An 18,826-nucleotide genomic window follows, 5' to 3' on the forward strand; every position below is an offset into this window, starting at 1 on the left:
ACTAGAAAAATCTCCAAAAACAATGGACCAGATAGTTGATAAACTCGAGACTCCCAGACAGGGGCTGTTGCCTCAGATCAAAATATTGAGTGAACAGAAGCTTATCTTAAAAGACAATGGAACAGTTCGACTGACAAATATCGGTAGATTGATGGTCAGCGAGATAAAAAATATTGTTAGCACTGCGGATATCATTGAAGCGGATTATGATTACTGGGTAACAAGGGATCTTGCAGCAATACCGGAGCATCTGTTCAAGAGACTTGGAGATATGCATCCCTGCCAGGTCATAGAGTCGGAATTGAATGAAATGTTCGAGTTAAGATCGGATATTCTTGAGGGAATTATGAAATCGGAATCTATTCTTGTACACTCATCGTTCATCCATCCAGCTCATCCTTCCATTTTTACTGCACTTACTGAAAATGGCACAAAAACATCAGTAGTGCTGACAGAGAATGTCATTCAAAAACTGGAAACTGAGTTCAGAGACGTTTATGAAAGTCATCTGCAATCTGAAAACTCAACCATATATGCCACCAAGGAAATGAAGATTCCAGGCATAATAGTAAGCGATAATTTGGTTTTATTATGGTTGTTCAACGATAAAGGAGATTTTGAACCCAGCCACATGGTATCAAGATCAGAAAGCGCAATTAACTGGGGAAAAGAACTTTTCGAGCACTACAAAAATGGTGCTGAAAGTGTGACTGGCATCATGTATTCTGATCGGTAATCAGAATATTCCTGATATTGCCAATGATTCACTCCCAGAACCTACTTGTCAGTAAAGCAAATACAAGCAATTTGTTATTCACCTATTGGCAAGATCGTTTTACCGAACTTTTCATTTATTACTTCAGCCAGTGCCAGATAAATCGCACTGAAACCACAGAGTATTCCTTCATAACCTGCGAACTGTTTTAGTGATGCACTTCCTGTGAAATCAGATATGGCCAGTAATAGGAATAGCAACGTCAATGTTCCAAAAACTACTTGCAAGGCCCTGTTGGCTTTGAAGGTTCCCACAAACATTCCAAAGGTGAACAATCCCCACATAAATAGATATGCTGCCATTTCTATTGAATCCGGAGCCTCAGCCCATCCTAATTTTGGTGCGATCACTATAAACACTAAAGTGAGCCAGAATGCCCCGTATGAAATAAATGCAGTTGTACCAAAGGTATTACCCTTCTTCCATTCTAAAATACCTGCTATAATTTGAGCAAAACCTCCATAAAATAGCCCCATAGCCAGAATCATCGACCCCAGTCCAAAGAGCCCTGCATTATGTAAATTAAGCAGCACCGTGGTCATCCCAAAACCCATTAGTCCCAAAGGTGCCGGATTTGCAGTTATATCCTTGATTATAGTTTCCTCTATACCCATACCTCCTAACATTCATTCCTGTAAAAATGATATTATAGTTTATGAGAGAGTGGGATATAAATATTATCAATTGTCAGCAGTTATTTCAAGAGCTTAGAAAATCTTATTAATAAAGGGTAATGCGATAATCCAAAGGCGAGCAATTCAAAAGCTCGCCTTTGTTGCCAGATAGACAAAGTTTCAGTATGTGGCTTATTGTGATCTGATTGTTTTAACGCAGGATTTTGACAATGTTCACTTAAACTGTAGATCCCCCATCCACCCCATATTGAAATATTCCTACAAATCAATCAATAAAGCACCCAATTGCGCAGTCTATTGGGAACCCATACCCTTACTGAAAGGCTATCTAGAATATAATTCCAATTAGTGAACCTGCATCCTCAAACGAATCCACTGATTTCCACCAATCAGACTGCGTTCCAGACATACCCGATTGTGTTCCAGATAAATCTGATTGTATTCCAGATATATTCGATTTTATTTCAGATTTATCGGATTGTATTTCCGAAGTACCCGACCTCATTTCAGATTCATAGTGAGTAACGGAAAAATCTTGAGAATCGGAAGCATCGATTTCATTAAATTCTTGTGTGAAACTCTGAAGATTATCCGGGCCAATAAAATCCTCTGCTATATTATCAGATACGTAGAAGATCCCAACCATACTTGGAAACAGGTCATGGTAAATTGCTGACATTTTTACACTTGGTTCAAAGCCATGATCTAAAAAATTATCAAATAACTTGATCAATGTTTCATCACCAAGAGATTTTTCCATTTTCTCCCTTACAGCAGGAATATCATAAACTTGAGCCATGTTCACAACTGTTAAAAAGTAACCAGGAACATGTGCAAGAGGCTCTCTATCCTTTATTTGTTTCAAAATTTCTTCAGTACCCTCTGCCCATACTTCTTTATCAGTCACTAAGTTCGAATAAGCTTTGGATATCGAAAATGCCTGTGGCTTCATTATTCCTTTTGATTGAATTGCTAAAACGTTTCCTTTCTTTGCCAATACATCTTTACTACTTGATTCCATACTCACCATTTCCTCCTGGAATTTTAGCGCATACCTAATATGTTGCAATGAAATATTGCTATGGTAACATATATAGCTTTTGTACTAACAATTAGAATCATAAATACTAATAAAAATTATAGCAAACTACAACCTTCCCCCAACAAGCTTCTTCAAAAACATAGAAATTTCAGAGCACTTATTCTTTGCATCAACGAGATTATTAATCAGTTCCTTATTTCCAGAATAGCGAAAATTACCCTAACTGCAAGGAAAAACAAAGAAACAAACAGATGGGAATTATAGTTAATAACCGATTGTTTAGAACTTATGATACTAAAAAATCCCTCTAATGAATACGGTTTTATGTTTCATAAATAAGGAACCATAGGTACTTAACTATAAATGAATATGGAGACAAAATTAAGTCTGAAAAATCAGCTGCTCCCAATCAATTTCTCTTTTTAATTACTTTAATTTATTAATAAGTTAAATATAGTATTAACTGATTAATATTGCCTCTGAATGATAGTGTACAGTAATTCAATCTAATGAATCGATTGCAAGCGTAGCTTAAATACAAACTTGAGGCAAGAATGAACAAAAATAATTGTGTGCTGACTGTACTGATATTGTTAATAATGAGCATAGGAATGTCCGGGTGCGTTGACGAGCAAGCGGACGGTGATGCTTTTTCAGCTACCGGGATTAATCGTGATCTCCTTTTCCAGACATCGACTATTGACGCCCTCCTTGAAGGGGTGTATGATGGAGATATCACTTTTGAAGAGATGAAGGAGCATGGTGATTTTGGTATTGGAACTTTCAACGGCCTTGATGGAGAGATGATTGCCATTGATGGCGATGTTTATCAGATAAGGGCGGATGGGATTGCCTATACTGTAAATGATTCAATGATGACACCATTTGCTGCGGTTACATATTTTGATGTCGATGAAGATATCGTGATCAATGAATCCATGAGCCAGCAGCAGCTTGAGGAATATCTGGTAAGTTTGATGCCAAGTAAGAACATCATCTACGCTTTCAGAATAGACGGTACTTTTGACCACATGAAGACCAGAAGTGTTCCGAAGCAGAACAAACCATACCCACGTCTTGTAGAAGTGGCAAAAAACCAGCCCACTTTCGAGTTCAACGATACGGAGGGCACTGTAATAGGTTTCTGGCTGCCGGAATACATTGATGGTATAAACGTACCGGGATATCATTTCCATTTCATAACAGAGGACAGGACAGCGGGTGGTCATGTTCTGGAATTCGACCTCCGTAATGCAAACGTGCAGATAGACCAGACCTATGACTTCATGCTGGAACTTCCAAGGAATGATGATTTCTCCAGCGTGGACCTCACCGATAACAAACAAGATGAACTGAAGCAGGTGGAAAAATAGCATTTTTACATTTCTTTTAATTTAACAGGTGTTATAATATGGATAATTTCAAAAAAATACTTTGTGTCCTGTCCATGGCTGTTCTGTTGCTGGCAGCTGCTGGCTGTGTACAACCAGAAGACACATCCGTTAGTGAACAGGAAGGAGAAATAGTCACAGAACAGGTAATTACAGAAGATCCGACTGAGCTATTGTCCCAGAAAGAGTATAGAATGTCCCAGGTAAATGCTGCTATTGACCTTATAGATGAAAAAGGAGAGCTTGCATTTCCTGAATTCAGAGAAGAGGACAGCCAGTGGTATCATGATGATTCCTACATCACCATCTGGACGACTGAAGGAATACGTGTTGTCTTCCCCCCAAAGGTAAGCGGTGAGGGTGAGAATGCGAGCGATCTTGAAGATTATAATGGCAAACCGCTAGGCAGGATGTTCATAGACACTGCTTTAAGCGAAGAGGGCGAGGGATGGGTCAATTACCACTGGCCAAAGCCAGGTGAGGACTCCCCTTCCAAGAAGTCCACATTCGTCAAGAGAACTACTATCGGTAACCAGACATACCTTGTGCACTCCGGCCTCTACGTAGATGACTATGTCTACACCAATAATCTTGAAGATGAAGGCGAAGAACATTTCACACGCTTTGGCGACGTATCCCTTGGTAATGTCCTCCACCCGGCAAGAGTTGACAGGGAACTTGGCGTGGATTACAGCATAGCCCATGTGATCATCAATCCTGGCGGATCCATTGAAGCTCATATAATGAAGAATCCTGAGGCACATTATGTTCTTGCAGGAGAAGGTGTGCTCTACATCGAAGATGTGCCATTTGAACTGAGTGAAGGACAACTTGTTCTCATACCTGCAAACTCAAAGCAGCACACGGAGAACAACGGAGACGTTGATCTTGAGTTCTTTGCCATAGACCAGCCTGCATGGGAACCAGAGAACGAGATCATTCTGGAGTGATTCCTCACTCCACTTTTTTTAAAAATGAAAAGAAGATCATCTCCTAAAAAGGAAATTGATTTATTTAGCGTTCCAAACATATCGGACAGCAAAAGTGCTTGTAAATCTTTTCCTGATATTCGCGAGTGCATACATCAGGCCATTTATCCTCTGAAAAATTCGGTGCACTATCCAGCATGGAGCTATCAACATCCAGAATAAAACTGTGTTTTTCCCCTGATTTGAAAAGTCCCCATGGAATGCCAACATATCCACCTCTATTTTTGAGCGACACAATGACGTATGGAATACAATTTTGCTCCAAGTCTATCATAAAGTCTATGAAATTCCCAATTTCTTTTCCTTCTGCATTCTTTATAGGATCTCTGGCTATGGTTTCTACAGATAACATCTTAGGTTTTGTCATATTTATATACCTCCATTAACAATTCAATAGGCATTTATCATGCCTCCCACAATAATTATTCGGGATGAAACTATTTAGGCATTATCATAAAATGCAAAAGATGTGGCAGAAATAAACTGATTATGAAACAAAATGAACAGATGATCGGCAGGGTCAAAAGGACAAGAAAACAGACAAAGAACAGCTATGACCGGATGAGCAGATTCTATTCTCTATTCAACCTTTTCGAAGGAAAATACAAGAGGATAGGTATTCAAAAGCTGGATGTCAGAACTAGCGAGAGTGTCCTTGAAATAGGGTTTGGAACAGGGCACTGCCTTGCAGATATAGCCAGAAATGTAGGGGAGACGGGCAAAGCATATGGAATTGATATATCAGAACACATGTGCAGAACTGCAAGGTCCACAATAGAGAAAAGTCCCGGGTCAGCAAGGGCAGAGATACTATGCGGTGACGCCCCCAAGCTTCCTTTCAAAGATGATTCCTTTGATGCGATCTTCATGAGCTTTGTACTTGACCTCTTCGACACACCAGATATCCCGCTTGTTCTGGAGGAATGTCGCAGGGCACTCAAAAGAGGTGGCAGGATATGTGTTGTGGCACTATCCAGGGAAGGAGAGGAAACATCCATGCCGGACATCTATGGATGGTTACATGAGCATTTCCAGAGTGTTTTCGATTGCAGACAGATATTTGTCAGGCAGTCACTTGAAGATGCCGGATTCCAGATAGTAGATTATACAGAGATGTCACTGCTGGGTTTACCCATAGATATAGTTCTGGGAGAGAAGAACTGGTAGGACAAACTCAAAGGAACAGTACGCATAGCTCAACATGCAATCCATGGACCTAATAGACAGCCGCTACTGTGACAGAATGATGGCCATCCTCATAGTAGAAACCATCAAGGATGATAATGATAATCCCCTCCTCATCAAAGTAGACACCCTACAAAAAGACAAATGGGGAACCTTCTCCCTCTCCCCTTCACAGATACTTATTGAGCCTTCCCCAGTCCTGGGATTGTATGATACCTGTGAGGTTATTGATGCTCTTTCATGAAAAATATGTCTAAAAGAAGAAATAGAACACCCGGTCTTCCGGATGCTCTAAATATGGTTTTGATTTATTCCTTCCTGCGCTGGAATATGAATGCCAGACCAAGTATTGCAACTACAGGGAGTGCAATGGTTGGGAACTCTGGAATTTCGTTATCCGCACCACCATAATAATTGCTTGGGTCTGAATTCGATACTGATCCCTCATCCCATTGAGCTGTCACGGTACCCAGATTTGTGTATTGTCCAGCTACAGCTATACCAGAGGCGGTACATGTCATGGATTGACCTGGTGCAAGTGCACACGTTGGACAGCTAACGGCAACATCCGGATCATCATCTGCAACGGTAACAAGTATCAGAGGCACATCACCATCATTTGTGACTACATATTCCCACAGAACAGGATCACCAACAGGGATGGACGGCCCAGGTCCAGTATCTGCATCATGGCCGTTGGTAGATTTCTCGATATCAATCGATGCAACAACACCGAAGTAGTGGCTAAAATCTTCATCATAATGCGTGCCTACTAGAACTGGCCCAGGATAATATTCTTCAACATCTACAGTGGCCCTGTTTTCATACTGGCCAGATGCAGCTATCCCACAGGCAAAATATTCAACTGTTTGACCAGAAAGAATGGTTTTTGGAACTGGCGGCATCGGTGCCCCATCATGAAAAGCAGGGATAGTGCAATCTTCATCCTCGAAAATGTCAAGGACAGCTGGATGTTCATCATTAAGACTTGTAATAACCATCTCTCCTGGTGCATATGTATCGGCGGGTTCATGTAGTCCATTTACTGGATCTAAGTTATTCGTGACCACATATTTCCATTTAACAGGATTACCAACCGGAATCTCTGGACCGGTTACCACGTCAGCATCATACCAGACACCATCCGTACCTAATGTGTATTTCTCAAGGTCAACGGTTCCACCAGTAGATGCAACCGCGTTCCCTGCAAATATTATCATAAATACTAAGGCTACGCCTATACAAAGTATCATATTCTGTTTATTTCTCATTTTAGTACCCCACAAAATCACACTGAGTACAGTATGTTCAAATAAAATTTCGATTTTAACGCATAAATACTTATGTTCTATTCTGGAAGTTAACGATGTTAATAACTATCCACCTGTCGTTTCAACTTTCCATTTTATAAGAGATGTATAAATTAATACACTCGACTCATGCAAACTAAAAACCCACAGCATATCATCCCGTGATTAAAAGCAATATCGTTTACGGAGTGGGGTCGACAAACCCCACCCCTGTAGTAAACGGTATGCGTGTGGCTGCAAGCCACACCTTTATTGTTCAAATGTTGCAAGTAATCAAAAATCCTGTGCGAATGCGACCAGTGGGCGCATTGACACATCAACCACCTATAAAAGACAGAGTTACAAAGTAATTCTGTCTGTCAAATACCAAACCAACCTTCTCTAAATGATGTGACGAACACTGCGAGCGCAATTGAGGAACATCATGACCACACCAAAAAGCTGATAAATTTAATGCCGCAATATTGAGTTACTCAAAAACAATACTATTTTATCGTTACTTTTGCACTTTCTTTTTAGTAATATTCTATAAGTTCATGTATTGATATTCTAATCTCTAATTGAGGTTTTTTAAATGGAAAATGAATATAATGAATATGGAATCAGACAGATAGGTGAAAAAATCCATTTGGCAAATACATCCGTCTCAATTTCTGAAAAAAAGAAGGATGATGGTTCAACTGTGAAATGGCTTCAGTTCTCCAAGTTCAACAAGAAATCAAACAAATGGGAAAATTTCACTCTCTTTGGTTCTGATCTTGAAGTATTGAGCGTTAAACTTCCTTCAATACTTAACTCACTAAAAGATGGGAATGCTTGTTAAATAAATTCTTTTTTGATGCATTACTTCAGTAATGCATCTTTTTTATTTGGAAGTTAATCTAAAACATCTTTTCTGAAAAATATGCATTTATTTTTACTAGCATAAGCTATTGAAGTTAAACAAATGTAAAAACGAAAAATGGAGGGGCTTTTGACCCCGAGATTTCAAGCCTCGGGTGGGATTTGAACCCACGACCTCGTCCTTACCAAGGACGCGCTATACCCCTAAGCCACCGAGGCACAAAATTAGTAGCGGAGTGCTTTTCCTTAATACACAAACTCAATTAATAAGGTTTCGGTCGGGAGAGGATTGATTTATAAGCACCAGCGAGAATCTACAGGGAAACGCTCGTTGATCCACATGAGTACGCCGTTGTGGTGAACGATGCGATAGTTGCGGGACAGTACTTTGTCGGTATCGAAGAGTGGCTCGTTCTCGAGTATGTCGATGCTCTCAAAGTCTCGGCGCGTCTCGATATTATGGTCACGCAGAATCCTGCCTATTGGGATATCGGCTTTCATCATATCACAGCGAACTGGCTCTGGCATGTTCTTGATGGCTGCAAGGGATCTTGCATGCACGAAGGGAACGTCACCGCATTTGAGTGTGACCACGCGCTCGTTGATGTCCGCGCCCACATCCACATCAAATATCTCTGCCATATTCTCATCGGCAGGAACGATATGCTGAAACTCTGTCACAACCGCTGTGGGATGTTTTGTCATAATCTCCAGTAGGAATGTCACCGAACCATCCGTACCTGCACATACCCTCAGGCACGTGGGAATATCGAAGCTCTTCAATTTATCAATAAAATCCATACTACACCAACCTGTAGAAATAAAGGAAAGGGAAAAAGTGAAGAATTATTTGGCAACAGCCTTCTTAGCCTGCTTCAAGCGCTCCTTTGCAGTATAGCCAGTAGCAGCAAGGAGGAAATCTCTGAAACGTTTATTGGAGTCAAGAATCACTTCATCATCTGTATTGGAAGTATCAGAAACCGTATCAACAACCAGCTTCTTATCCACTATCCAAGCGCTTAGCTCGGACAGTATACCATAAGACGTGGTCAGCTTATCCCCATCACGGACGACCTCACTTGGAAAGATCTCTGTCATACATTCATATATCCTGTCAGTCTCAGGCTTAAATCCACGCTTTAATTTGTATTCCTTCATTTCTATCAACCCATTATAACTTGTTTCACACGAATAAACTTACCGGTATGGGGATACACCATATAATCATTCATGCTTATTTTTTTAGAATCTGGCTCCCCATCTCGCCCACAATTCGTACCATTGGGATTTCTTCAAGCACGATCTCACCAAGCTGTTGCATCTCAGCCCACCCAGGCGTAGGTTCATCATGACCCATGAAAGGAAGATCGAAATCCGGATTGCTCATGAACTGGTAGAGCATAACCTCGGATGCACCCTTCAGATCAGGAAGTATTTTTGGCATGGTTTCAGTATTAATAAACTCAGGAATAACCCTTATCCATATCCTCATCCATTTTTCCCTTGCAATCACCAGTGACTCACGAAGAAGTGACACATATTTGACAGTGCGTTCTTCTGACATCCCGGCAAGCTCCATAATTGCAGGAATATCATCCAGAGGAGCTTTGATCTCAAGCACAAAACCTTTGACAAATGGAAGAGCAGTCTTTAGAACTTCCGGCTTCATACCATTTGATTTGAGTATGATGCTCTTGCCTGCAGCATGAAGTTGCTCAATGAGCGGTAAAAGTTCTTTTTGCAAAGTTGGCTCAGCTCCGCCCATATAAACATCCTCGGTGCTTGAGCTGATGGCAAAGTCCACAACATCCTCAATTGTCCACTCCACCTTAGGTTGCTTTATGTGCACACAATAGGGGCATTTCATATTACAGCCTGCAAATTCTATCCTGATCTGCCCTTTACTATCAGATAAATTGATTAACCTCATGATATTCCTTCCAGCACTAATTTCTTCCAAGTATTCCATAAAGGAATCGTCTTCTGAACTTATTATACTTTTCTACAATTATCCGATCATCCGTGGAAAAATATAAACATAGGTCCATCAGCGATTATTATTTATGTAGCTTAAACCATCAATGTCTAAATAAACGGTGATGATATTGGCAAGAAAACTGCAACTCGAAGACCTCGAAAGATCAAAGAAAAGAATAGAAGGCAAACTTGATGGAGATGAACTTGAAGGGCTCTATGATCTGATAATACCCCCGGGCACACCATCCTACATCATCTATGATATGCTTGAAGAGTTCGAACTGGAAGCAGTTAACAGAAATATTACTGTTAATATTGTCGAACGCGATAACAGGGAACTCATAGCCCTTCGTGGAATTCTCGAAGTGGTCCAGGCTGCAGAAATATTCCTTCATGAGGAAATGACCGCCTGGGCAAATAGTGAAGACTGAGGTCTTCAGCTTTTTACTTTTTATTGTTCTATTTTTCAGTATCCATATCAATACCAGTGATTACACCCGTATTGAGATCAAACACATTTACTCTTGCACTGTCATCGTAGATATCCAGTTTGCGAGTATCATCCACCTGACCAATGACAGCTGCCTTGAGACCTGATCTTTCAAAGACATCAATGCATTCATCTGCATTTTCTTCTTTTGCGGTTACAATGTAGCCGGTTGCAGGATATATCTTGAGCCACTGTTCAAAATCAATACCCTCTGGTCTTGGGATCTTTCGCAGGTCCACAGAAGCTCCTACCTTACTGGTCTCACAGAGCATACCAAGCGTGCCTATGGTACCGGGATTACTGATATCTTTGCCTGCTGTGACAAGCTTCTTTTCCCCGATCTCCTGCATTACCATGAAACGCTCACGTACAACATCGGATTCCTTAAAAGACGTAGTATCCCAGCTATATATTGAATTCTTACCGACCCTGCCATCCATATCATAGGCAACTATAACCACATCACCAGGGTTTGCAGAATCACTCCGGATAATACAATCCTTTTTGGCGATGCCTATAATTGCAACAGCAAGGGAATTGTATGGGGTGTCAGGGTGCATATGACCGCCCACCATGGGTACACCAAATTTCTTTATACCATCCCTTATACCCCTCATCAACTCATTAGTTGATTCAAGGTCACTGGATGACATGACATTGACCATTGCAAGAGGCCTTCCACCCATGGCAGAAATATCATTAACATTCACCACTACTGAGGTATAACCAGTCCACCATGGACTCTTATTGACTATTTTCCCCCATATTGCATCTGCAGCAAAAAGGATCACATCGTCACTGTCAATATCTATTACAGCAGCGTCATCCCCAAAATCAACTATCGTGCCGCCATACTCAGAGCGTACTGTCTCAAAGATACTAACGATATCCGCAATAGGCTTTTTGCGGGTCACGCCTTCAAAATTCCTGATGCTTTCAGCAAGTTGTTCAAGATCCATGAAAAACACCTTAAATGATAATTAGAACTAATGAGAATACTAATCAAAAAAATCAGTGAAAAGGCTTATGCCTCTTCATCTACTTCAGACTTCTTGTTCATGTCAACTTTAATGATATTCCTGCGCTCTTCACTCATCTGTGAGAGGTCCTGTCCAATTAGACCGAACGCATCTGACCTGCACTGACGGCAATGTCTCATCTGCTGGACATAAGGCTCACATTCATTCTGCACCGCCTTACACTCTGCAGGCGATGGTGGCTCCCGATCCGCAAACTTTGCCTGGCAGATAAGTGGCATCACATTCATAATAAAGACACCAAGCTCATTGATCTTCCGGGCAACTTCAACAATATGCTTATCGTTGATACCAGGAACAAGCACAGTATTTACCTTAACAACAAGACCTGCCTCCACAGCAAGCCTGATACCTTCCAGCTGATTCCTCACCATGATCTCTGCAGCCTCGATACCCCTGTAGATCTTCCCCTTATAGGAAACGTGACCTATCAACTGAGCCTCGATCTCAGGATCAATGGCATTCATTGTTACCGTTAATGTAGTGACCCCTACCCTTAGCAGATCAGGCAGCTTCTCAGGTAATGCGAGTCCGTTGGTACTTAGACATAGTGTTACATCGGGGAACTCTTTCTTGATAAGTTCCAGTGCCTCAAAGGTCGAATCATTTGCAAGAGGGTCACCAGGACCTGCAACACCGACTACCTTGATGAAAGGATATTCCTTCAGGACCTGCTTAGTCTTTTCAAGAGCATCCAGAGGAGACAATACTTCACTGGTCACACCAGGCCGGCTCTCATTCACACAGTCAAACTTGCGATCACAATAATTACATTGAATGTTACATTTAGGAGCTACTGCAAGGTGGATCCTTCCGAACTTGTGCTGGGCTTCTTTGGAATAACAAGGATGCTGTGCTATTATTCTCGTGACATTTTCATCCTTGGAAATTTCTATTTCACAAACGTTTGTTTCTTCATTTTCCATAAATATAGCTCCTTCGCAGCCCAATAAACACGGCTCAACTTAAGAGAAACTCATTGATAAAGTTTTGTATAAATTTCTAATTTAACATGTACTTACTTCACACCACTTGCCCTCGCCTTCCCACATTTTCACGGAAAGAGGAAAGTCAAGTCTGGATGAAAGCTTTGCATGGACATGCTCACAAAGGTTCTCCACACTTGGGAACTCCAGCAGGTCATTCAACAGGACGTGATCATATTCTTTAAGAACTTGTTTTATGACTTTCTTAATTTCATAAAAGTCCATAACCATACCAGTGTCCTTTTTCTCACCTTCGATCACAATCTCGGTCTTATAAGTATGCCCGTGAACGATTCCACATGTTTCATGGCCCGGAAGATAATGGGCACTGTCAATATAATCTACAATTCCAAGTTTCATTTTCATCATAAGCACCCCCACATCACGTGGGTTTGAGGTATTATTATAGTATCAACGTAATCAAGCAACTTTTCCTGCAATTCCAGCAGATAATTGGGATTTGGCAGTAACTCCTTCTGAGTCACCGGTTGTAGGACAAGACATGATATATATCCAGATATATCACCAATTACACTTTCAATATCTTCTGCATTGGTATCCTTGCTCACAACTATCTTGGCAAAACAATCTCTATCATTAGTGGCTTGCAATATTCTGAAACATTCTATAGTGTTCTCAATATGCAACTCAAAATTATCTACTGATGAACGAGGAAGGAGCTTTACATCCCCTGACACATAGGATATTTTATCCTTAACCTTCCTTGCCATATCTGGCAGGGTCATATTAGACTCAAGATAGAGCGGATATTCAAGTTCCAGTTCTGAAATGAAATCTGCATTTAGCAGTGGTTCACCGCCTGTCAGGGACACAGAATGTACCTTTTTGAAAGAGGAAACCATTTCACTCAGCTTTTCGACAGATATGGAGTTTGTAACATCAGTGAACATTCCAGAGCCGGGAACTTCCTCGAATTTGCAGGAAGAAGTCTCATCACAGGGAGTATCACAGTAAGGGCAATCCAGATTACAGCCCGTAAAACGAACAAAGACCTGGCGTGAGCCCACATAGGGTCCTTCGCCCTGCACCGAGCAGAATATCTCACTGATAGGCGCTTCCATCATATCACATCCAGTGGTCTTGACTTTCTCAGGTCTTTTTCCATATCAATGAACTCTGCGAGATATGATTCTGCAATCTCCCGCAATACATTCCCTACCACATCACCGGTAATACCCATTTCATCGAGACTACCATAATGATCGTGGGTCACATTGATCCCAAAGTGTATCTTCTGGGATACTGCAGATGTACTGGCAATAGAAACCGTCAGTTTCTTGCCATTGATAAACAGGTCATCACCAGCTCTTTTAATATCAGAGAAATGCAAGGAAAGAACCTCCGAAACGATTGCTGTGAACAATCTCTGCCTCGCATAGACCAGCTTCAGGTCAGTTGAGTCAAAGTGCTCGATAATAAAGTGTAGCATGTCGGTGGAGAATATCATATCACCTTGCTTCTTATCTTCAAGGTCGATCATGTGCTCTATCCTGACATCACATGCGCCTCTAAAAGCAATTATAGAATCAGCCTGAACATCAACCAGGTTGTAAGCCCACAGGGAGGAAATCTGGCTCCCGTCATAATCAAACAAATCATCGAGAATTATGCATTCCATATTATCACAACATTTTATAGGCTAATTTGATCCTACTTTACTGCACACCAAGTCTCAACAGCAAGGGATCAGCAACACCAATCTCAGTGAATGCACGCTTTCTCCTCATGCAACTTTCGCAACTGCCACATGGCACATCAGCACCATGATAACAGCTCCAACTGAATTCAAGAGGAGCATCCAGCTCTATCGCCCTGGAAACGATCTCTTTCTTGCCCATATCAATGAGAGGAGACAATACTTTAACTCCATTCATTGTGGAATACGAGAGAGAATCATCAATGGCTGTAATGAATTCAGGGGTATTATCAGGGAATGTCGCACCCTCTTCCTTATTGAAACCAACAATAACGTATTCAAGACCCATGCTTTCAGCAAAGCTTGCTGCTATATTGATAAGTACACCATTGCGGTTGGGTACCCAGACATTCTTTGCAGACTCAACGGCTATAGAAGGGTCAGCATCATCTGCTATTTTCTCCATGGACATAACCGGAACATCTTCACCAGTGTTGACAAGAGATGTTTTTGTAACAGATGCAAGCCAGTCCAGACCTATTACCTGATGTTCAATGCCAAAATGTTCACTCACTTTTTTCGAGTATTCTATTTCACGTTTAGCTGAGCGCTGACCATAGTCGAATACCAGGGCCATTTCAACATCCATCTGTTCCCGGGCTATGCTTAAAGCTGCAACCGAATCCAGACCACTACTCAATAAAACAATTGCACCGATAATAAGTCCTCCAGAATATAGTAAAATTTAAGCGAAATGTATTCTTCCAAGAATACTGGAAGAGTACTGCAATAGTATAAGAAATCATCGCCATCCCTGAGAACAAATAAATACAATGGCTCACAAATATATTAAATATAATATATTAAAGTGGAGTTTTGATAACTTGCCGGCTATAAAAAACAAACGTATTCTCACATCCCTACTCCAGAAAATGTACTGGATAGAATCAGAAATGGAACAATTAGGCATATGGGAAGCACGGATAGAGCTGATGAATGAGAACATTGAGGCTCTGGAAACACTATCACACGATTCTGATAAACACTGGATAATAATTGAAAAATGGCTGACCAAGACCAATATAAAGATACCACAATCAAGACCAAACGGTGTTCCAGAACATGTATTTGATTTCGATGGGCTGGCAGCCCAGGATATATTCAGTAAGATCTTGAAATATGAAGTCCTCTCGATGAACGCTTACAAAGATGTTTTGAACACAGACCCAACTGTAATAGAAGAGTTACTCCCCGATGAGAATGATAAAAAGGATTTTCTCAGAGATTTCAAACAGTTAATAGTAGATGAAGAAAAGCATGCCATTATCTGCAGAAAGCAAATTGGAGGATTCGCAAAAGTAATGTATTGAAACCGTAATTAAAACGGCTTCAATTATTTTTTGACTGCTAATTTTTTAATTACTTTTTTCTGTTAAAGAAGAATGCCAATCCGATTATTGCAAGCATTGGCAATGCAATTGTTGGAAACTCCGGGATTTCCTGATCTATTGGTATTTCACACTTTGGTCCTTCATCTTCTTCGGATACCGAGCAATCATAAACCACGACCTTCATTTCTTTGGAATCACTCTGCTCATCATCATCCCAAGCAATAAGTTTCACTGTATAAGTACCAGCCTCCTCATATGTATAAGGAATCGGAAGCACAGCTAGAACATTGCCATCTCCAAAATCCCATTCCCATGAGGTAGCATTCTCCGACGTGTCCGTAAAAGTAACGTTTAGACAATTGACCTCTGCGGTGAAGTTTGCAACGACATAACCATCCTCCCCCTCACAGATAGATTCAGCTGTGGCAGGTACAGGAGTAGCAGGTGCTGGTTTTGGAACTGATGCACCACCCATTCCACCACTCATCATTGGAGCAGGTGCAGGTGCTTCTTCTAGAATTTCTTCTGGTTCAGTGCTATTCTGATTAGTCGTATTCCCTTTTTGCATAACGAACTCTGGCTCCTTTACAGAAGGAACAGGGGCTTTTGGTACAGGAGGAGTCTCTTCCGGACCCCCCATGAAAGTATTCATTACACCGCTCGCCATTACAACGGCAGCAAATAAGAGAAATATGGGTATAATCAATAATCGTCTGTCCATTTTTGTACCACCTACAAACAAATAATCCGCATTTAATTCTGAATAATGTTACTAATCAATACACTATTACAGAGGCATATAAACCTTCCCAACATTATAAAAAATCATCATCATTATGAGAAGTGGTGTATGCTGCAGTGAGTGGTTTTAAATAATACATATTAAATAAATCTTAGTGAGTGGGGATTCCAGATATTCAACTATAACAGTAGATTACTTCAGCATATTTTCTCTAAGGCATTCCTGCCACCAGCAAGAAAAGGTAGTGATATAATTGCAGGAAAATAGCAACGAACTAAATCCTGAAAAAGCAAACAAATTGATCAGGGAAAAGAGCCCATATCTACTTCAGCACGCATATAACCCGGTAGATTGGTATCCGTGGAGTGAAGAAGCATTCACAAAGGCAAAGGAGGAAAACAAACCCATCTTCCTTTCCATAGGTTATTCAACATGCCACTGGTGCCATGTTATGGAAAAAGAATCGTTTGAAAACCTAAATGTTGCCCGACTGATGAATGAGAACTTTGTTTCCATTAAAGTTGACAGGGAAGAGAGGCCCGATATCGACAGCACCTATATGTCAGTCTGTCAGGCACTAACCGGCAGAGGAGGATGGCCACTTAGCATAATAATGACACCTGACAAGAAACCGTTTCTTGCGACAACATATATACCCAGGGAAAGCAGACCCGAGCTTACAGGAATGCTTGATCTTGTACCCCTGATAGGAGATATGTGGAAGAACAAAAAGGAAGAACTCATTTCCAATGCCGAAGAAATAATCGCTGCAGTATCACCCGGCAAACAGGAGAAAACTGGAAATGAGCCGGGTATAGAAGTTCTGGATAGAGCATTCCGGCAACTAAAAAAAAATTATGATCCACAGAATGCAGGCTTTGGGACTGCACCTAAATTCCCCACACCACACAACCTGGCATTCCTCTTACGCTACTGGAAAAGAAGCAATGACCCGGATGCCCTGGAAATGGTTGAGAATACGCTCCAAGCCATGCGCAAAGGAGGGGTTTACGATCATGTGGGACATGGATTCCACCGCTACTCCACTGACCAAAATTGGTTAGTACCTCATTTTGAAAAAATGCTCTATGATCAGGCTTTGCTTGCAATTACATACACTGAAGCATTCCAGGCAACAGACAACCCTGAATACAAAAAAAATACTGAGGAGATATTCACCTACGTCCTGAGGGATATGAGATCTGAAGATGGAGGATTTTTTTCCGCAGAAGATGCAGACAGTGAAGGAGAAGAAGGTAAATTCTATCTCTGGACAGAAGAGGAACTTCAACAGGCACTTGATAAAGATGAATTCGAACTTTCCAGAGATATCTTCAATACTCAGCCAGAAGGTAATTTTCATGATGAAGCCACCCGGAGAAAAACCGGAAAGAATATACTGCATTTAAAGGCAGCAATTCAAGACATAGCTGAGAAACATGGAAAAGAACCTGCCATATTGAGAGATGCTATGGAAAGGATAAGAGACAAATTGTACAGGATTCGAAAAGAACGGATCCATCCGCTAAAGGATGATAAGATCATGACCGATTGGAACGGTCTTATGATAGTAGCACTAAGCAAGGCATCCAGGGCTTTTAACGCTGAAAACTATAAAGATGCAGCTGCACAAACTGCGGATTTCATTCTTTCAACAATGAAAAAGGCGGATGGCTCGCTCTACCACAGATACTGTAAAGGAGAAGTCGCATTCGAAGCTTTTCTGGAAGATCATGCGTTTTTGATATGGGGACTGATAGAGCTATACCAGGCAGGTTTTGAAACAAAATACCTTAAAGCTGCCATGGAACTTAACCAACAGTTGATCGAACACTTCTGGGATAATGAAGGAGGAGCTTTCTTCCATACCCGCGATGATGCTGAAGAGCTGATATTCCGAAATAAGGAGATATACGACGGAGCTATTCCCTCCGGTAATTCAGTAGCCGCACTTAATCTTCTACAACTTGGAAGGATCACAGCAGATACCGAACTTGAAAAAATGGCACACATACTAATGAGCACATTCTCCAAGCAGGTAACTGGAATGCCTCTAGGATACACACAACTGATGTTGGCACTGGATTTTGTAGTGGGGCCTTCCGCCGAGATAGTTGTGGTCGGGAAACGTGATAGCCCTGAAACAAAAGATACCATATCGTGCATCAATAATTACTTCATTCCAAATAAAGTGCTTATTTTCAAGTCTGCTGAAAAAGAAGGCGACAGTGAGCTACTTTTTGATTACACCCGTGACATGGAAATGAAGGGTGGAAAAACAACCGTTCATATCTGCCAGGACTATAATTGTAATCTCCCTTTGAATGACAGGAAGGAAATAAGGGAACTACTTGATGATCTAAAATGATAATGAAA

General features: G+C 41.1%; 23 protein-coding genes and 1 tRNA gene. 9 read left to right on the forward strand and 15 right to left on the reverse strand.

Features of this window, described 5'->3' with window-relative positions:
- The first annotated feature begins 22 nt into the window (after nucleotides 1-22).
- Nucleotides 23-736, forward strand: coding sequence for a helix-turn-helix transcriptional regulator (locus V7O66_RS07395; protein WP_406659666.1), 714 nt, complete (start codon nucleotides 23-25; stop codon nucleotides 734-736).
- A 74-nt stretch (nucleotides 737-810) separates the two neighbouring features.
- Here V7O66_RS07395 and V7O66_RS07400 read toward each other — a convergent pair whose 3' ends face one another.
- Nucleotides 811-1,389 (reverse strand): acetate uptake transporter, encoded by a 579-nt coding sequence (locus V7O66_RS07400; RefSeq protein ID WP_406659667.1) that lies wholly within the window; start codon nucleotides 1,387-1,389, stop codon nucleotides 811-813.
- A 349-nt stretch (nucleotides 1,390-1,738) separates the two neighbouring features.
- Complete coding sequence (locus tag V7O66_RS07405) at nucleotides 1,739-2,431, reverse strand: hypothetical protein (protein WP_406659668.1); 693 nt, start codon at nucleotides 2,429-2,431, stop codon at nucleotides 1,739-1,741.
- 575 nt (nucleotides 2,432-3,006) lie between these two features.
- On the opposite strand from V7O66_RS07405, the gene budA reads away from it, so the two are divergent.
- The gene (gene budA, locus V7O66_RS07410) at nucleotides 3,007-3,825 is read left to right on the forward strand and encodes an acetolactate decarboxylase (RefSeq protein ID WP_406659669.1); all 819 of its coding nucleotides are present in this window, start codon (nucleotides 3,007-3,009) and stop codon (nucleotides 3,823-3,825) included.
- 38 nt (nucleotides 3,826-3,863) lie between these two features.
- A complete protein-coding gene (locus tag V7O66_RS07415; RefSeq protein WP_406659670.1) occupies nucleotides 3,864-4,793 on the forward strand; it encodes a cache domain-containing protein in 930 nt (309 codons plus the stop codon).
- A 64-nt stretch (nucleotides 4,794-4,857) separates the two neighbouring features.
- Here the strand turns inward: V7O66_RS07415 and V7O66_RS07420 are convergent, their stop codons facing one another.
- Nucleotides 4,858-5,199 (reverse strand): PRC-barrel domain-containing protein, encoded by a 342-nt coding sequence (locus tag V7O66_RS07420; RefSeq protein ID WP_406659671.1) that lies wholly within the window; start codon nucleotides 5,197-5,199, stop codon nucleotides 4,858-4,860.
- Nucleotides 5,200-5,321: 122 nt separating this feature from the next.
- Here V7O66_RS07420 and V7O66_RS07425 point away from each other — a divergent pair, with 122 nt between their 5' ends.
- On the forward strand, nucleotides 5,322-5,999 hold the full coding sequence (locus tag V7O66_RS07425; protein ID WP_406659672.1) for a class I SAM-dependent methyltransferase: 678 nt from the start codon (nucleotides 5,322-5,324) through the stop codon (nucleotides 5,997-5,999).
- 43 nt (nucleotides 6,000-6,042) lie between these two features.
- Complete coding sequence (locus tag V7O66_RS07430) at nucleotides 6,043-6,261, forward strand: hypothetical protein (RefSeq protein WP_406659673.1); 219 nt, start codon at nucleotides 6,043-6,045, stop codon at nucleotides 6,259-6,261.
- A gap of 64 nt (nucleotides 6,262-6,325) precedes the next feature.
- Here the strand turns inward: V7O66_RS07430 and V7O66_RS07435 are convergent, their stop codons facing one another.
- On the reverse strand, nucleotides 6,326-7,288 hold the full coding sequence (locus V7O66_RS07435; protein WP_406659674.1) for a PEF-CTERM sorting domain-containing protein: 963 nt from the start codon (nucleotides 7,286-7,288) through the stop codon (nucleotides 6,326-6,328).
- Nucleotides 7,289-7,901: 613 nt separating this feature from the next.
- Here V7O66_RS07435 and V7O66_RS07440 point away from each other — a divergent pair.
- Nucleotides 7,902-8,150: a hypothetical protein gene (locus V7O66_RS07440; RefSeq protein WP_406659675.1), complete on the forward strand. Its 249-nt coding sequence runs from the start codon at nucleotides 7,902-7,904 to the stop codon at nucleotides 8,148-8,150.
- A gap of 167 nt (nucleotides 8,151-8,317) precedes the next feature.
- On the opposite strand, the gene V7O66_RS07445 is transcribed toward V7O66_RS07440, so the two are convergent.
- The 4 genes from V7O66_RS07445 to V7O66_RS07460 all read right to left on the reverse strand — a co-directional run bounded on the left by V7O66_RS07445 (nucleotide 8,318) and on the right by V7O66_RS07460 (nucleotide 10,100).
- Nucleotides 8,318-8,389 (reverse strand) — tRNA-Thr (locus tag V7O66_RS07445).
- Nucleotides 8,390-8,464: 75 nt separating this feature from the next.
- A complete protein-coding gene (locus V7O66_RS07450; protein ID WP_406659676.1) occupies nucleotides 8,465-8,971 on the reverse strand; it encodes a chorismate--pyruvate lyase family protein in 507 nt (168 codons plus the stop codon).
- A gap of 45 nt (nucleotides 8,972-9,016) precedes the next feature.
- The gene (locus tag V7O66_RS07455; protein WP_406659677.1) at nucleotides 9,017-9,328 is read right to left on the reverse strand and encodes a DUF5611 family protein; all 312 of its coding nucleotides are present in this window, start codon (nucleotides 9,326-9,328) and stop codon (nucleotides 9,017-9,019) included.
- 76 nt (nucleotides 9,329-9,404) lie between these two features.
- Nucleotides 9,405-10,100 (reverse strand): radical SAM protein, encoded by a 696-nt coding sequence (locus V7O66_RS07460; RefSeq protein ID WP_406659678.1) that lies wholly within the window; start codon nucleotides 10,098-10,100, stop codon nucleotides 9,405-9,407.
- 169 nt (nucleotides 10,101-10,269) lie between these two features.
- Between V7O66_RS07460 and V7O66_RS07465 the strand changes: the two genes are divergently transcribed.
- The gene (locus V7O66_RS07465) at nucleotides 10,270-10,578 is read left to right on the forward strand and encodes a hypothetical protein (RefSeq protein ID WP_406659679.1); all 309 of its coding nucleotides are present in this window, start codon (nucleotides 10,270-10,272) and stop codon (nucleotides 10,576-10,578) included.
- 28 nt (nucleotides 10,579-10,606) lie between these two features.
- On the opposite strand, the gene V7O66_RS07470 is transcribed toward V7O66_RS07465, so the two are convergent.
- The 6 genes from V7O66_RS07470 to queC form a co-directional block, all read right to left on the reverse strand.
- The gene (locus tag V7O66_RS07470; RefSeq protein WP_406659680.1) at nucleotides 10,607-11,596 is read right to left on the reverse strand and encodes a methanogenesis marker 2 protein; all 990 of its coding nucleotides are present in this window, start codon (nucleotides 11,594-11,596) and stop codon (nucleotides 10,607-10,609) included.
- A gap of 65 nt (nucleotides 11,597-11,661) precedes the next feature.
- Nucleotides 11,662-12,600 carry a nitrogenase cofactor biosynthesis protein NifB gene (gene nifB / locus V7O66_RS07475; protein WP_406659681.1) on the reverse strand — a complete coding sequence of 313 codons (939 nt, stop codon included), beginning with the start codon at nucleotides 12,598-12,600 and terminating at the stop codon, nucleotides 11,662-11,664.
- An 81-nt stretch (nucleotides 12,601-12,681) separates the two neighbouring features.
- Nucleotides 12,682-13,029 (reverse strand): 6-carboxytetrahydropterin synthase QueD, encoded by a 348-nt coding sequence (queD, locus tag V7O66_RS07480; RefSeq protein ID WP_406659682.1) that lies wholly within the window; start codon nucleotides 13,027-13,029, stop codon nucleotides 12,682-12,684.
- Complete coding sequence (locus tag V7O66_RS07485; RefSeq protein WP_406659683.1) at nucleotides 13,026-13,742, reverse strand: 7-carboxy-7-deazaguanine synthase QueE; 717 nt, start codon at nucleotides 13,740-13,742, stop codon at nucleotides 13,026-13,028. Before V7O66_RS07485 ends, queD begins: the two co-directional genes overlap by 4 nt.
- The gene (locus tag V7O66_RS07490) at nucleotides 13,742-14,299 is read right to left on the reverse strand and encodes a DUF366 family protein (RefSeq protein ID WP_406659684.1); all 558 of its coding nucleotides are present in this window, start codon (nucleotides 14,297-14,299) and stop codon (nucleotides 13,742-13,744) included. Before V7O66_RS07490 ends, V7O66_RS07485 begins: the two co-directional genes overlap by 1 nt.
- A 37-nt stretch (nucleotides 14,300-14,336) precedes the next feature.
- Entirely contained in the window at nucleotides 14,337-15,035 is a 699-nt protein-coding gene (queC, locus tag V7O66_RS07495; RefSeq protein ID WP_406662606.1) for a 7-cyano-7-deazaguanine synthase QueC, read from the reverse strand.
- Nucleotides 15,036-15,201: 166 nt separating this feature from the next.
- Between queC and V7O66_RS07500 the strand changes: the two genes are divergently transcribed.
- Nucleotides 15,202-15,687 (forward strand): hypothetical protein, encoded by a 486-nt coding sequence (locus V7O66_RS07500; RefSeq protein WP_406659685.1) that lies wholly within the window; start codon nucleotides 15,202-15,204, stop codon nucleotides 15,685-15,687.
- A gap of 49 nt (nucleotides 15,688-15,736) precedes the next feature.
- On the opposite strand, the gene V7O66_RS07505 is transcribed toward V7O66_RS07500, so the two are convergent.
- On the reverse strand, nucleotides 15,737-16,429 hold the full coding sequence (locus V7O66_RS07505) for a PKD domain-containing protein (protein WP_406659686.1): 693 nt from the start codon (nucleotides 16,427-16,429) through the stop codon (nucleotides 15,737-15,739).
- 274 nt (nucleotides 16,430-16,703) lie between these two features.
- Between V7O66_RS07505 and V7O66_RS07510 the strand changes: the two genes are divergently transcribed.
- On the forward strand, nucleotides 16,704-18,818 hold the full coding sequence (locus V7O66_RS07510; RefSeq protein ID WP_406659687.1) for a thioredoxin domain-containing protein: 2,115 nt from the start codon (nucleotides 16,704-16,706) through the stop codon (nucleotides 18,816-18,818).
- Nucleotides 18,819-18,826 lie beyond the last annotated feature (8 nt).

Source organism: Methanolobus sp. ZRKC3 (assembly GCF_045291275.1).
GTDB lineage: Archaea > Halobacteriota > Methanosarcinia > Methanosarcinales > Methanosarcinaceae > Methanolobus.